Annotated in this window: 8 protein-coding genes; 3 read left to right on the forward strand and 5 right to left on the reverse strand. The window is 63.3% G+C overall.

From position 1 onward, the window contains the following. Positions 1-4,857 (forward strand): amino acid adenylation domain-containing protein (locus tag AC07OP_RS27270; protein ID WP_495102898.1); only part of this gene is annotated, 4,857 nt, incomplete at its 5' end. A 140-nt stretch (positions 4,858-4,997) separates the two neighbouring features. Here AC07OP_RS27270 and AC07OP_RS27275 read toward each other — a convergent pair. Both AC07OP_RS27275 and AC07OP_RS27280 read right to left on the reverse strand, forming a co-directional pair. Then, positions 4,998-7,373, reverse strand: coding sequence for a TonB-dependent siderophore receptor (locus tag AC07OP_RS27275; RefSeq protein ID WP_495102897.1), 2,376 nt, complete (start codon positions 7,371-7,373; stop codon positions 4,998-5,000). A 155-nt stretch (positions 7,374-7,528) separates the two neighbouring features. After that, positions 7,529-9,181, reverse strand: coding sequence for a cyclic peptide export ABC transporter (locus tag AC07OP_RS27280; protein ID WP_495102896.1), 1,653 nt, complete (start codon positions 9,179-9,181; stop codon positions 7,529-7,531). Positions 9,182-9,381: 200 nt separating this feature from the next. Here AC07OP_RS27280 and AC07OP_RS27285 point away from each other — a divergent pair, with 200 nt between their 5' ends. Next, on the forward strand, positions 9,382-10,212 hold the full coding sequence (locus tag AC07OP_RS27285) for a formyltransferase family protein (RefSeq protein WP_495102895.1): 831 nt from the start codon (positions 9,382-9,384) through the stop codon (positions 10,210-10,212). 122 nt (positions 10,213-10,334) lie between these two features. On the opposite strand, the gene pvdO is transcribed toward AC07OP_RS27285, so the two are convergent. From pvdO to pvdM, 3 genes are read right to left on the reverse strand one after another with little or no spacing between them, the layout of a single operon-like run. Then, positions 10,335-11,207: a dihydropyoverdine dehydrogenase gene (gene pvdO / locus AC07OP_RS27290; RefSeq protein WP_495102894.1), complete on the reverse strand. Its 873-nt coding sequence runs from the start codon at positions 11,205-11,207 to the stop codon at positions 10,335-10,337. A 32-nt stretch (positions 11,208-11,239) separates the two neighbouring features. After that, the gene (gene pvdN, locus AC07OP_RS27295; protein ID WP_495102893.1) at positions 11,240-12,511 is read right to left on the reverse strand and encodes a pyoverdine-tailoring periplasmic protein PvdN; all 1,272 of its coding nucleotides are present in this window, start codon (positions 12,509-12,511) and stop codon (positions 11,240-11,242) included. A gap of 18 nt (positions 12,512-12,529) precedes the next feature. Then, a complete protein-coding gene (gene pvdM / locus AC07OP_RS27300; protein WP_495102892.1) occupies positions 12,530-13,879 on the reverse strand; it encodes a pyoverdine-tailoring dipeptidase-like protein PvdM in 1,350 nt (449 codons plus the stop codon). A gap of 142 nt (positions 13,880-14,021) precedes the next feature. Here pvdM and pvdP point away from each other — a divergent pair, with 142 nt between their 5' ends. After that, a complete protein-coding gene (gene pvdP, locus AC07OP_RS27305; RefSeq protein ID WP_495102891.1) occupies positions 14,022-15,647 on the forward strand; it encodes a pyoverdine maturation tyrosinase PvdP in 1,626 nt (541 codons plus the stop codon). Positions 15,648-15,682: the final 35 nt, after the last annotated feature.

The raw sequence follows: 15,682 nt of genomic DNA on the forward strand, positions 1-15,682 counted from the left end.
TGGAAGGCGCGCAAGGGCGACCCCTGCGGCGCCGTCTACGCGCCAATCGGCACGTTGCTGGGCAACCGCAGCGGCTACGTGCTCGACGCTCAACTCAACCTGCAACCCATCGGCGTCGCCGGTGAGCTGTACCTGGGCGGCGAGGGCGTGGCCCGTGGTTACCTGGAACGTCCGGCGCTGACCGCCGAACGCTTTGTGCCGGACCCGTTCGGCACGCCGGGCAGCCGCGTGTATCGCAGCGGCGACCTGACCCGTGGCCGTCCGGATGGCGTGGTGGATTACCTCGGTCGCGTCGACCACCAGGTGAAAATCCGTGGTTTCCGCATCGAACTGGGGGAAATCGAAGCGCGTCTGCGTGAACAGGACGGCGTCGGTGAAACCGTGGTCGTCGCCCAGGATGGCCCGACCGGCAAGCAGTTGGTGGCGTATGTCGTGCCGGCCGATGGTTCGCTGGCCAACGACACCGAGTTTCGCGAAACCCTGCGCCGTGGATTGAAAACCCATCTGCCGGACTACATGGTCCCGGCGCACTTCATGTTCCTGGCCCGGATGCCGCTGACCCCCAACGGCAAGCTTGACCGCAAAGGCCTGCCGCAACCGGATACGGCGCAGTCGCAAGGCGCCTGGGTGGAGCCGGTGACGCCGTTGCAGCAGCAGGTCGCGGCGATCTGGGCACAGGTGCTGGGGGCCGAGCGTATTGGCCTGAACGATCACTTCTTCGAGCTGGGCGGGCATTCGTTGCTGGCCATGCAGGTGATCTCCCGTGTGCGTCAGTTGCTTGAGCGGGAAGTGGCCCTGCGCACCTTGTTCGAGCAACCGCAGCTGGAAAGTTTCGTACTGGCCTTGCAGGCGACAGACCAGGCGCTGGCGCCGCCGATGCTGGCGATCGGGCGTGAGCAACCGTTGGCGTTGTCCTTCGCCCAGGAGCGCCAGTGGTTCCTTTGGCAACTGGATCCGCGCAGTGCGGCTTACCATATTCCCAGCGTGCTACGCCTGACCGGGCGCCTCGACCAGCAGGCCTTGCAGCGCAGCTTCGACGCTCTGGTGGCGCGGCATGAGAGCTTGCGTACCCAGGTGTACCAGGACGGCGAGCGCGCGTTTCAGTTGATTCGCCCAGCGACCGCCCTGGTGATCGCGCGGGTGGAGGCCGACGCCGAGAACCTTCAACAGCAGGTCGAAACCGAGATTGCCCGGCCATTCGATTTGCAGGCGGGCCCACTACTGCGCGTTACCTTGCTGCGCCTGGCCGACGATGAGCATGTGTTGGTGCTGGTGCAGCACCACATCGTGACCGATGGTTGGTCGATGCAAGTGATGGTCGACGAACTGGTGCAGCTGTACGCCGCCCACTGCCAGGGCCAGGCGCCGCAATTGCCGGAACTGGTGCTGCAATACGCCGATTACGCGCACTGGCAGCGCCAATGGATGGCGGCGGGCGAGCGCGAGCGTCAACTGGCGTATTGGCGGCAATTGCTCGGCGGCGAACAGCCGATGCTGGAACTGCCTACCGCGAACGCGCGGCCAGCGGTGCAAAGCTATCGCGGTGCAAGCCTGCAACTCGAATTGCCCCAAGCGCTGGCAACCGGGCTCAAGGCCTTGGCCCAGCGTGAGGACGTGACGCTGTTCATGGTGTTGCTGGCGTCTTTCCAGAGCCTGTTGTACCGCTACAGTGGTCAGCCGGACATCCGCATCGGGGTTCCGATTGCCAACCGCAACCGGGTTGAGGTGGAGCGCGTCGTCGGTTTCTTCGTCAACACTCAAGTGCTCAAGGCCGATATCGACGGGCAGATCACCGTCGGCCAGTTGTTGCAGCAGGTCAAGCGCCGCAGCCTGGATGCCCAGGGCCATCAGGACCTGCCGTTCGAACAGTTGGTGGAAGCCCTGCAACCGGAGCGCAGCCTGAGCCACAACCCCTTATTCCAGGTGATGTTCAACCACCAAAGCGATGCTGGCCTGATGACCTCGGGGCACTCACTGCCGGACCTGCGTGTAGAAGGGCTGGATTGGGGCAGCCACACCGCACAGTTCGACCTGAGCCTGGACACCCAGGCCTCGGCGGATGGCATCCACGCCACCCTGACTTACGCGACCGACCTGTTTGACCCTATCGTGCTCGAGCGCATGCTTGCCCATTGGCAGAACCTGCTGCAGGGCATGCTCAATGACCCGCAGCAGCGTGTCAGCCAGTTGCCGTTGCTGGACCCTTGCGAACAGCAGGTGTTGGTAGCGCAATGGAATGCCACCGCTCGCGATTATTCGCGCCAGCCGGTGCATCATTTGATCGAGGCTCAGGCGGCGCAGACCCCGGACGCTCCGGCACTGGTCTTCGCTGCCCAGCGCCTGGACTATGCCGAGCTGAACCGGCGCGCCAATCGCCTGGCCCACCGCCTGATCCGTGCGGGCGTCGGCGCGGATGTGTTGGTCGGCCTGGTCGTGGAGCGTTCCGTCGAAATGGTCGTCGGCCTGCTGGCCGTGCTCAAGGCGGGCGGCGCCTATGTGCCGATGGACCCGGACTACCCGCGTGAGCGCCTGGCGTACATGCTCGAAGACAGTGGCGTGAAACTGCTGCTGACCCAATCCCATCTCCTGCAACAGCTGCCGATTGCCCAAGGCGTCGAATGCCTGGTGCTGGGGGAGTCGGCGTTCGAGGATTACCCCGACACCAATCCTGACATTGTGCTGGACGCTGAAAACCTCGCGTATGTGATCTACACCTCCGGCTCCACCGGCCAGCCCAAGGGCGCGGGCAACCGTCATTCGGCACTGGCCAACCGCTTGTGCTGGATGCAGGAAGCCTACGCCTTGAGCGCCAGCGATACGGTCTTGCAAAAGACACCGTTCAGTTTCGACGTCTCGGTGTGGGAGTTTTTCTGGCCACTGATGACCGGCGCGCGGCTGGTCGTTGCGGCGCCGGGTGATCACCGTGACCCCGCCAGGCTGGTGGCGCTGATCAACGCCGAGCACGTGACGACGTTGCATTTTGTGCCTTCGATGTTGCAGGCGTTCATGCAGGATGCGGCAGTGTCCAGTTGCCACAGCGTGCAACGCATTGTATGCAGCGGTGAAGCACTGCCGGTGGATGCCCAGCAACAGGTATTTGCCAAATTACCCGCAGCCGGCTTGTACAACCTGTACGGGCCGACGGAAGCCGCCATCGACGTGACCCATTGGACCTGCATCGATGAACGGCGTGACACGGTGCCCATCGGCCAGCCCATAGCCAATCTGCAGACCTATGTGCTGGATGCCCAGTTGCAAGTGGTGCCCGCAGGCGTGGCGGGCGAGTTGTACCTGGGCGGCAAGGGGTTGGCGCGTGGCTACCATCGCCGTCCCGGGATGACCGCCGAGCGTTTCATTGCCTCGCCGTTCGAGTCGGGTGCCCGCTTGTATCGTACCGGTGACCGTGTGCGCCAGCGCAGCGACGGTGTGATCGAATACCTCGGGCGCCTGGATCACCAGGTCAAGTTGCGGGGCCTGCGGATTGAACTGGGTGAAATTGAAGCGCGCCTCCTCGAAACCGCTGAAGTGCAGGAGGCGTCGGTGCAGGTTGTCGATGGCAAGCACTTGGTCGGCTATCTGGTGTTGCAGGCGCCCAGTGAACACTGGCGCGAAGCGCTCATTGCGCACCTGGCTGCGCATTTGCCCGACTACATGGTGCCGGCCCAGTGGGTGCTGTTGGAGCAGATGCCTCTGAGCCCCAACGGCAAGTTGGACCGCAAGGCACTGCCCAAGCCCGATGCGCGCCAGCACGAGCAGGTATTCCGCGCCCCGCAGAACGAGTTGGAGCAACGGCTCGCGACGATCTGGGGCGAGGTGCTGGACGTCGAGCGCGTTGGCCTGGATGACAATTTCTTTGAACTGGGCGGTCATTCGCTGTTGGTGTTGATGCTCAGGGAGCGCATCCGCAAGGCCACCGGCAGGGTGCTGTCGGTCAGCCAATTGATGCTTAACCCGACGGTTGCCGGGCAGGTGAATTGCCTGGGTAACGGCGCGGGGCCTTCGTTGATCGTCAAGCTCAACAGCCAGACGCAAGGGACGCCGTTGTTCCTGTTCCACCCCAGCTATGGCTCGGTGCATTGCTATAAGGCCATTGGCTTGGCGCTGCGCGAGCAACGGCCGGTGATGGGCGTGATCTGCCGTGCACTGGCCGAGGAGGGCAGTGCGGTACCGAGCTGGCAAGCGATGGTCGAGGATTACACCGGGCAATTGCTCGCTGCCTGGCCCGAAGGCCGTTATCGCCTGGCTGGCTGGTCAATGGGCGGCAACCTGGCCATGGAAGTCGCTTATGCGCTGGAGCAAGCCGGGCGCGAGGTGGAAGTGGTCGGTTGGATCGACGCCTCGCCACCGTATTGGCTCAAGGCCTATTGGGACGCGGCGGTGACGGCGGATGACGATGAACTGTCGGTCAACCAGCGGCGTGTAGAACTGTTGCAGGTCATGTTTCCTGCCTCGAGCCAGCAGATCCACGCGGCGTGGCAGGACAGCCAGGCGCTCTTCAGCGATGAAGTGCAGCAATGGCAGGCGCTGGGTGCCTGGGCTGAAGACGCGTTGGGTGAGACGTTCCGGGAGATCAAGGCAAGCTTGCTTGAGGGGGACGAGGCGCAGATTTCCTGGGAACTGGACCGCACCCTGGGCCAGCGCCTCAAGGATGCCGACTTCAAGCCGCTCAAGGCGCCGATCAGGTGCTGGTGGGCCGCCGCGAGCCGTGCGGGACAGCATCGCCGGTTGATCGAAGCGACCATGGAGCAGGTGGTGGGCCGCGCGTGCGTACAGCAGTCAGTGATGATCGACTCCACCCACGACCGCATCATCGATAACGCCGCGTTCGTACAGAGCTTCGCCGATGCCATGAAGTAACTGTCCGCGTTATCCAACGCCCCTGGCCCAACGGCCAGGGGCGTTTTTTTTGCCTTGCCTGCGTGTTGTGCGGGCAGCAAAAAGCCCCTGGTCATTGCGCATGGCCAGGGGCTTGGGGCGGTGCGTCTAGCGTCTATGCATCAGAAGTTCCAGCGAGTGCTGAGCATGATGTTACGCGGGTCACCGTAGTAAACCGAGTTGTAGAAGCCGATGTTGGTGTAGTACTTCTTGTCGAAGACGTTGTTGACATTGAGGCTGGCCGATACGTTCTCGGTGACCTGGTAGCGAGCCATCAGGTCCACCAGCCACAGGGGATCCTGGGAGAAGTTATCCTGGCTGCCGGTGGTGTAGTTGTTGGTCAGCAGCTTCCAGCCCGTACCCTGCCAGCGCACGCCGCTGCCCAGGGTGAGTTTGTCCAGGGCGCCGGTCAGCTTGTAGCTGGTGTAGATATTGACCTGGTCTTCCGGTTCCCAGGTGGAGAGTTTTTCACCCTCTTTGTCACGCATGATCTTGTGCGTATAACCCGCCTGCAGCTGCCAGCCGGGGGCCAGCTCGCCGGAGATTTCCGCTTCGTAGCCCTTGGTCTTGGCCTTGGTGCCCTTGGACGCATAGTCGAGGCCCGGGTAGCTGTCGGGAATGTAGTCGTTATCGTCGATGGCGCGGTTTTTCTCGTGCACTTCGAAGTAGGCGAGGCTGGCGTTGAGGCGTCCATCGAAGAATTCGCCTTTGAAGCCGACCTCGTAGTTCTTGCCTTCATCCGGCTCGATCGGCTTGTTGTTGCGGTCGCGGTAGTCGTCCTGTGGCAGGTAGATCTCGGTGAAGCTGGCATAGGCCGAGAGGTTTTCGGTGAAATCGTAGGTAAGGCCGGCGTAAGGCACGACCTTGCCGGTGTCCTTGACCTGGCTGGTGCCGCTGACCTCGTAGTTGTTGACCCGGGTACCCAGGATCAGGTGCCAGTCATCAGCGAGGCTGAAGCGGCCGGTGATGTACTGGGCGCTCTGGCGGGTGAGCTCGTCGTTGCGTTTGGTCTGCGGGCCACGGTCAGGTTTGGGAACCTCGCCGTTCCAATTGAAATAGTCGTAGTTGTTGTTGATGGCGCGGGTGTAGTCGCGGCCCAGCCAGCGGGAGCGCGAGACCGAGGCGCCGATCACCAGTTCATGGTCACGTCCGAACAGGCTGAAAGGCCCGGTGGCATAGAGGTCGCCGGTGTCGCTGGTGGTCTCGCCATTGTAGGTCCGCGTGAGCAACATGGACTGACCGGTGGTGACGTTGGGCGCCAGCAGGGCGGACAGCGGTGCCTTGTAGCCATTGATCTGGTGGTTGTACTGGGCCTTGCCGACCCAGCCGTTATCGAAGGTGTGTTCCAGGGTCGCGAAACCGGTACGGGTGTACTGCGCCCACTTGCTGAACTTGGCGCCATTGTTGAACGAACGCGAGGTGCTGATGCGGTTGCCGGCGCTGTCATACAGCGAGGCCGAGCCCGACCAGCTGGAGCCTTGCGGGTCGCTGTCCTGGTAGTCGCCGCCGACGGTCAGCAGTGTGTCCGGTGACAGGTCGAACTCCAGGATGCCGTAGTACACGTTGGTCTTGCGCTGGTAATGATCGAGGAACGTGTGCTTGTCCTGGTAGGCGGCCACCGCCCGACCGCGCACGTTACCGGTCTCGGTGAGAGGACCGCCGACGTCGACTTCCGAGCGGTAGTTGTCCCAGGAACCGGCGCCCAGATCGACGTAGCCCTTGAATTCCGAGGTTGGCTTCTTGCGCACCATGTTGATGGTGCCGCCAGGGCCGCCGGCACCGGTCAGCAGGCCGGTAGCGCCCTTGAGGATCTCGACGCGGTCGTAGATCACCGTGTCGGTCAGGGTGTGGCCGGACGAATACTGGGCATCCTGCAGGATCGGAATGCCGTCGTACTGGAAGTTCTGGATGGCGAAGCCACGGGAGTAGTAGCTGGTCCGCTCACTGTCGTACGCGGCAACGGTGATGCCGGGGGTATGGCGCATCACGTCGTCGATCGACTTGAGGTTGAAGTCATCCATGGCCTGGCGCGTCACCACCGAGATCGATTGAGGCGTCTCCCGGGGCGTCAGCACCATTCGGGTCGCGGTCGCGATGGTGCCGGGGGTATACGAGCCGGAGCCCTCGGTAATGGTGCCGAGCTGGTTGGCGGTCACCTGGGTGGCGCCCAGTTCCAGGGCGGACGAACGCCCGGCCGTGAGCGTCATGGTGTTGCCCTGCAGGTCGTAATCGACCCCCGTCCCGGTCAGCAAGGTGGTCATGGCCTGGCCAGGTTGCATCTTGCCCTTGACCTTGTGACTGCGTTTGCCTTCTACGTCGGACGGGCTGTACAGCACTTGCAGGTTGGCCTGCCGACCAAATTCTTGAAGAGCGCTCCCCAGTGACTGGGCGGGGACATTCAGCTCGATCTCCTGCGCCTGAACATAACCTGCGACTGGCAGGGTCAGCGCAACGGCAATGGCGCCAGGGAGCACGTGGGTGTTCAAGAGGCGGCGCATGGAGAGTGCCTTGCTCAAGGGACTCAGACCAAATGTTGCTGGCATGGGTGAATTCTCTTCTAGGTATTTAGTGGGCAGATTATAAATATTTGTTGTGGTTGGTTCTCATTACCACTAGTGAGACGTTCCTACCTGTGGAAACCGGAAAAGAATTTTCAGGCCGGCTCCATTTCGTGCACCACCTGGCCCGCACGTAGCCGTACCAACTGGTCGGCGATATCGAAATAGCGGTCGTCGTGGCTGATCACAATGATGGTCTTGCCCAGGCGCTTGAGGTCCGGCAGCAGCTCGGTGTAGAACACGCGGCGGAAGGCCGGGTCCTGGTCGGCGGCCCATTCGTCGAACACCAGCACCGGGCGCTCTTCCAGCCAGGCGTTGACCAGTGCCAGGCGCTTGCGCTGGCCGGTGGACAGGTCGGTGGTGCTGAATACGCCGTCCTTGACGCTGACCTTGTGCGCGATTTCCAGGCGCTCCAGGTACTTGGCGGCGCTGTCCAGCGATTGGGTGGCGCTGCCCTGGACCAGGTCGTCGAACAGGTAGTAGTCGGCGAACACTGTGGTGAACAGCTGGCGATAGTCATCACGCGCCGGATCGGTCACCGTTTCGCCATTGAGGCGGATTTCCCCGGCCTCGGGTTGATACAGGCCCAGCAGCAGCTTGATCAGGGTGGTCTTGCCGCAGCCGTTCTCGCCGACGATAAACACGATATCGCCCTGCTTGATGCTCAGGTTGATCGGCCCCAGGTGGAACGGTTGGCTGCCTTCCACCGGCGGCGGGCTGTAGCTCACGCCGCGCAGCTCCAGGCTGTGCACCACCGGTGTCGGCGCTTCGCTGCCGTCCATCAGTAGGTGCGGTTCGGGGGAAGAGAAGCGTTCGGACAGTTCGGTGATGCGCGCAAACGCAATGCGTGCCTTGCCGATGATCGGCAGGTAACCCACCACGTGTTCCAGCGGGCCCTTCATGTACAGCAGCACCAACACAAAACCGGTGATCACCGCCGGGTCCGGGTTCGGGTTGTAGGCCTGCATCGCCAGCGCCAGGCCGATGACCACAAAGAACAGCATCGAGCCGAAGGTCTTGGCGACGATATAGATGTTCACCGAACGCACCTGGATATCGCTGATACGGTCGGCGGTTTCCTGGATGCGGTGGGTGTTCATGCGGTAGCGGCGGGGCCGGTGGATGCGCAACTCCTTGGCGCCGGAAGCGATTGCCGAGTAGTAGCGTTGCAACTCGTCTTCCTGGTCGCGGGCCTCGTCGAAGCCGCGAATGCCCTTGGCGCCGGCAATGAATTGCACGCTGCTGCCGATGACGATCGCCACCACCATCATCAGGAACATCGGCACCGACAGGTACGCCAGGTACCCCAGGCAGCCCAGGGTCACGGTGGTGGCGATGGCCAGCGGGGTGAAGGCAAAGGAGAAGTCGCTGATGGTGTCGACGTCATGGGTCAGCACCGGGATCAGGCGGTGGGAGCGATACTGTTCGATCTGCTCGATGGGCGCCGACAACACCTTTTCGCCGAGATCCTTGCGCAGGGCGGCAATGATCCGCTGGCCCACATAGTTGGTGCCGATATCGGAGACGATCGAACTGGTCAGCGCCAGCACACACAGCGCCGCAAAGCTCAGGATCACGCCCTGGGTCATGCCGGTGGAAGTGTGCAGCGCGTTATTGATGGTCGCCAGCAACAGCGTGATGGCCAGGCCGCCGGCCATGCCCAGGGCGATGGAGACCGTCACGATGGTGCGAAACGGCCTGAGCAATGCAAGCAAACCTGTGAAGGCGCCGCGCTTGGGGTCGGTCATAAGTACTTCCCGGAAAGTGAAAAAGAGGGGGCTGGGCACACAGACCCTTACCCATGACAAACGAAGGATTGGCGCGACTATTTAGCTCGGCGTGCCCGGCGGTGGCGGTGGCGGATAAATTGCGCGTGGGCTGGTTCGTTCTTGTGGTGTAGGCGCTCGCGTATCGGCGCGTGCCTGATTTTTCCAGCGAGAGCGAAACAATGACGAAAAAGAACCTGGTGTACGTGTGGTCCCTGCGCAATGCCGCTGCCGACAAGGCCGGCCAGCCGGTGGCCTACAAGGACCACGAGCGCTACATGAAGTCGGTGCTGGAGTTTCTGGTGGGGTCGCTCAACGACACGTCACTGGGCGAGGCCTACAACCTGGTGGGCGTGGTGTATGACGACGATGAGCAGAACCCGCGGGATCAGCAGTTGGTGGCCGACTACGGCTTTGCCTATAAGCCCGGCCGCCAGTGGCTGTACCCGGCCGACCTGCGAGTGCAGGGGCGCCTGGTCAACGATCTGCTGCTGAGCGTGCCTTCCACCTATCGGCGCCTGCCCCGGGGCAGCGCCGAACATCTCGCCGGCAAGCAGGATTTCGAACGCCGCCTGCATGACACCTTGGTGGAGCTGAAAGCCGATATTGTGGTGCTCGATGGCCTGCTGGTGATCCTGGACGAGCTGGTGCGCCCCGGTGCGCCGTTTGCCCGTCGTATCATGAACATCCACCCCGGTATCACCCGCATCGAATCGCCCTATGAACGCCGGGGTGCCTACGCCACCTGGAATGCCTTGTACGGTGCCCGCGGACAAGCCGTGGTGGACTGGGCGACCAAGCAGACGCAGCCGTGTGAGCCTCTGTACCTCACTGGTGCCTCGTTCCACTACGTGGACAACGGCATCGACTCCGGCGAAGTGTTCCACGACGTGCTCAAGACCGAGATCTCGCCGGACGACACCATCCTCGAACTGCGCTGGAACAACTTCAACAACAGCCTGTTCCCGGCGTTGCATGAAGGCCTGGAGTTGTTGGCGCAGAAGGGGGTCTAAGCCGCGCACGATTTGACTGTGGGAGGGGGCGCTTGCCCGATGGCGGAGTATCAGTCAATGGCGATGTCGACTGCCGCACCCCATCGGACGCAAGCCCCCTCCCAGATTAAATCCCGTCAGCTTCAGAGATCGCGCACGACCCTGAAGCCGATCCAATCACCCCGCGTCTGCGGATAGATCGTGTTGCGGTTCCCTGAGCGCGAAAACACTGGCGCCTCGCCCCAGTCATTGCCGCGAATCATGTAGCCCTCACAGTTTGGCTCCATCCATGCGCTACCGTCGGTGGGGGCGCCGATGTAGCTGGAGTGCTCGCAGTCCGCCACGCGCTCATAGACGTTGCCATGCATGTCATACATGCCAAACGCATTCGGCGGGTAGCTGCCCACGGGCGAGGAATAGCTGTAGCCGTCCGCCGGGCCGTAGGTGTTGGCATGCTTGGCGATGCTGTAGCCCTTGCCCTCGTCGAACGGGAACGGGAATGGCCCGGTGGAGCCGGCGCGCGCGGCGTATTCGCGCTGGGCCTCGCTGACCATGTGGTACTGCTGGCCGGTCTTTTTCGACAGCCAGGCCACATAGTGCTTGATGTCGTCCATGTCCATGCACACCGCCGGCTGGCGCGGGCCCTGGGGATAGCGCGGCTTGCTGGCGATGCATTCGCGGCCGGGGCGGGTGTCGCCGTCGGCGATCTTCACCCCGGTCTGGCGGATATAGCTGTCCCATTCACCGGCGGTGATGTGGAAGCGGCTCATGGCGAATGGCTTGGCGAAGGTCACTTCATGCATCGGGCCTTCGTCCGGTTCGCGGCCGACTTCGTCTTCCGGCGTCCCCATGGTGAAGGTGCCGGCGGGCAGTACCACCATTTCCGGGCAGTCCTTGCAGTCCTTGAACACTTTGCCCGGTTGCGGCGTGGCAGCCTGAACCAGGCCCGGCAGCAGCGCGCCGCACAGGGCGGTCAGTGCCAGGGTCGTCAGGGGTTTGAGTCGCAGTGGCGTCATAGGGGCCTCTCGTGCAAAGGGAAAAAGGCGCGTCACAACCGCTGGCTGAGCAGGGTCATGAAGCGCTGGATTTCGTCGGAGTTGTTGAGCAGGCCGGGCGCCGTGCGGATCACCGGGCCGACGTCGCGGTCCACCGCGTCGATCACCACGCGGTTCTTCTGCATGTAGGCCGCCACCCGATCACTGTCCTGGCCCTTGACCCGGAAGAAGGTAAAGCCGGCAGACAGTTCGGGGCTGCGCGGCGTGACCAGTTCGATCTGCGGGTGCGCCAGCAATTGCGCCTTGAGTTCGGCGTTCAGCCCATGGATGCGCGCCTGGACCGGCGCCTTGCCCAGTTGCAGGTGCAGCTTGAAGGCCTCATCCGCCGCCCAGCGATGCTCGAAGGCGTGATAGCCGCCGGGGGTCATGATGGTGGCGAAGTCCTTGTCTTCGGAGAAGGTCGGCACCATGGGCGTGACGTAGGTGTTTTCAGGGTTGCGCGCGCACACCAGCCCGGTGCCCCGCGGACCGAACATCCATTTATGGGTGCCGGCGATAAAGAAGTCGCAATGCATGTCGGGGAAGTCGAGGTTTTCCACGCCGAAACCATGCACGCCATCCACCACATAGAGGAGGCGGTCCTTGTCGTCGCGGTTGCGGTTGTGCGCCGCCACCAGCTTGCCGATCTCGCCGATGGGCAGTTTCACGCCGCTGCCGGACTGTACCCAGGTCATGCCCAGCACCCGGGTATTGGGGCGGATATTGCGCTGGATATTGCCCAGCACCTCGTCGACAGAGACCTGGCTGGCCCGCTCGAACAGCTTGATCCGGCGCACCTGGGTGCCTTCCTTGAGCACGCGAAAATCCAGCACGTTCTGGGTCGCGTAATGCTCATGCACGGTGGTGAGGACTTCCTGGTCCGGGCGCACCTTGATGCCGCCATAGATCATCGCCAGGCCTTCGGACGTGCTGCCGGTCAGGGCGATCTGCGCCGGGGTGGCCTTGAGGTAGCGGCCGGCCCATTCGCGTACCTGGCCTTCGCGTTTCCAGGTTTCCTCCAGGTCCCAGTCCATAGCGAGCCCTGGGTTGCGGTCGATCTGGGCGCGGTAACGCTCGATGGCCTCGCGTACCGGCCTGGGGTGCGAGGCCACCAGGAAGTTGGAGAAGTGCAGGTAATCCGGGTCCTGGTTGAATAGCTGCTTGAACCCCGTCCATGGGTCATCCGTGGTGGTGGCAGCCAGTGCCTGCGGGATGAGTGCAGCGCCCAATGGCAGGCTGGCGGCGAATACCCCGGCCTGCTTGAGAAACGTACGACGGTCAGTCATGGACTTGCTTCTAGGTGATTAGCGGTTGGCCAAGGGTCTGGCGGCTTTTTGTACCTGGTCCCAGACCCGCAGGAAGTTGCCTCCCCACAGCTTGGCGATGTCGGCTTCGGAGTAGCCGCGCTGGAGCAGTTCGGCGGTGACGTTGCGGATTTCGCCGACGTTGTTCCAGCCGTCGATACCGCCGCCGTCGTTGAAGTCTGAAGCGATGCCGACGTGATCGATCCCGATCTTGCGCACGGTGTAGTCGACGGCGTCGCCCCAGTCCTTGAGCGTGGCCTTGGGTTCTTCCTCAAGAATCCCGTACAGCCCTTGGGCGTACTGGCCGAACTTCTGCTCCGGCCAGGCCGCGATGATCGCGTCCCCCGGCATCAGGGCCATGGCCAGGTTGGGCAGCGGCGGCAGGTCGAAACGCGCGCGCAGGGTGTTGAGCTTGTCCTGGGTCGGCTGGCTCAGGGGGCGTATATAGGCCGGGAAGCCCACCACCTGCACCACGCCGCCGCTGTTCTTGATCAGTTGCAGTTCCTTGTCGCTGAGGTTGCGCGGGATGTCCACCGACGCGCGCGGTGCCGAGTGGGACGCCACCATCGGCGTGCGACTCAGGTGCGCGACTTGCTCCAGGGCCTTGGTCGACATCTGCGACACGTCAATGATCACCCCCAGGTCATTGAGGCGCTGCACCGCTTGCTTGCCGATGTCCGACAGGCCTTCGAGGGCATCGACGGAATCATTGAAAAACGGCAGTGGGCGCGACGAGTCGGACCAGGCGTTATTGCCGATATAACTGAAGCCGAACATGCGCATGCCACGGGCGGCCCACAGGTCCAGCTGGTTCAGGTCATTGCCCAGCGGGTAGGCGTTGAGCATGCTGATAAAGATCGCGAACTTGCCTTCGCCATGCAGGCGTCGAAAGTCATCCGGGGTGTAGGCGATGCCGACCTGATTGGGAAAATCACGCACCATGCCGGAGATGATCTTGTAGCGCACCTCCTGCTCATGGCGGGCTTCCTCGACGAAGCCGTCAGTGGGCTTGTGCGGGGCGTTGGGGCCATTCCAGATTTCCGGCCAGCCGAAGATCGTCAGGGCTGCGCCGGACAAGCGCCCGCGTGCCGCCTTGGCCAGGTCGAACTGGCCGCTGCCGTCCTTGTCCGCCTCGTTGCCGGCGGTGCCGAAGTCCATGGGCACAGTGATGTGGCTGTCGAACGACAGCAGGCGGTCCTGCAGTTCATTGGCCTGCTTGATCACTGCGAGCGGGTAGCCGGCATTGCCCTTGAACCAGTGATCCCAGATCAGGAAACCGGCCCCGGCGCCGATGGCCAGTGCCAGCGGCAAGCCGATGTACAGCGCCTTTTTCGAACGTGGTTTTGTCATTGCCATCTCAGTCAGTTGAGGCCTTCGCTATCAGGGAAGAACGAGTGGTGCGCGGGGAAATTTAGGCGGCGCGGGCAGGGCGGTAAATTTCCCCGGCCTGCAAACGTTCTAGCTCTGATAAAGCCGTTTCCTAAGGTAGACAATGACCATCTCTCGACGTGGGTTCATCGCAGGCCTGGCGCTGACCGGCGCGGCTGTGCCGGCCGCCTTCTATGCCCATCGCGAGTTGACGCGCGAAGAAGAATTCCCCATCACTCCCGGCGAAGCCACCGTGGACCTGGCCGACACCGCCGGGCAGCATCTGGCCAACACCTTGCGCGGGGTGTGGCGCCTGCGCCTGGGAGGCCGCGATGCCGGCCTCAAGGGCCTGCCGCTGCAAGGCCTGGAACTGTTGCTCGACATCGCCCCCCGTGGCCGTGGCCTGCGCGGCTACCTGGACACCGCCGCCAACCTGCGCAGCGAAGGCGAACCGCGCTACCGCGTGCTGGGTGACCTGCTGACGGGCGAGGGCGCCTTGCTCTACTGGCGCCTGATCGATCGTGATGCCGTCGACGGCAGGCCCGCCTATGAGTTCAAGATGACCCTTGATGAGGTATGGGCCGACTTCGCCAACGCCGGCAGCGGCACCCTCAGTGGGCAGATCCTCGACCTGGATCGCCCCCTGGCCTTGACCGAACGTGACAACCGCTTTATCGCCCACAAACAGCTGTTTCCCGAAGCCCGCCAACGCATCGGCCTCAACCCGACCCTGCTGGCCTGGCTGATTGCTCCGGAGCACCGCCTGTTTCACCAGCTGTGGCACGCCACCCGTGACCAGTGGCACAAACTCTCCGAAGAAAAACGCGACGCCCTGCGCGGTATCGGCTGGCAACCCGGCCCGCGCGGCAAGGAGCGTGACGCCCGTGGCAAACACAAAGACCGCAACGGCTCGGGCATCGATTTCTTCTTCATGCACCGGCATATGCTCGGCACCGCGCGTTCCATGCAGGATCTGCCCTCGTGGCCCGTATTCCCCGAGCCGCAACCGGCGCTGGAGCGCGACCGCCTAGGCTTCCTGCGCTACTTCGACAACCACGACGGCTTCGCGCTGCCGCCCACCTGGTCAGCCCCGGACGACAGCGAATACACCCAGTGGGTCAGCGACATCAAGGCCGCCGAGACCTACCACAGCAACTTCCAGGTCTGGGAATCGCAGTACCGCGACCCGCGCTACCTGGCCAGGCTGACCTTGGGCCAACTCGGTTCCGAAATGGAACTGGGCCTGCACGACTGGCTGCACATGCGCTGGGCCTCGGTGCCCCGCGACCCGTCCAACGGCGCGCCGGTCCCCCTGGCCCGCGACCCGGCAGATTTTGCCCCGCGCTGGTACGCGGCGGAAAACGACTTCCTCGGCGACCCGTTTTCATCCCATGTAAACCCGGTGTTCTGGCACTTCCACGGCTGGATCGACGACCGTATCGAGGACTGGTACCGCGCCCACGAACGCTTCAACCCCGGCGAAGTCCGGCGCCTGGACGTCAACGGCGTGGCCTGGTTCGCCCCGGGGCGTTGGGTCGAAGTCGACGACCCGTGGCTGGGCCCGGACACCCATGGCTGCAGCACCACCCCGGGGTTGCAGATGGGCAAGTCGATGGAGATGGACCCGGAGACCATGAAGCTCGCCTTGCGCATTACCTTTGGTGAGGACGAGCACCTGTTGCAGGGCCTGTTCAAGCGCGTGCCGAAGCGGCCCTGGTATGCGCGGCATTTGAAGGTGAAGACCGTCTAGCGACGTTCTCGCTCCCGTTCGGGAGCGATTACCTG

It is taken from the genome of Pseudomonas sp. GW821-FHT09D08 (assembly GCF_059416305.1).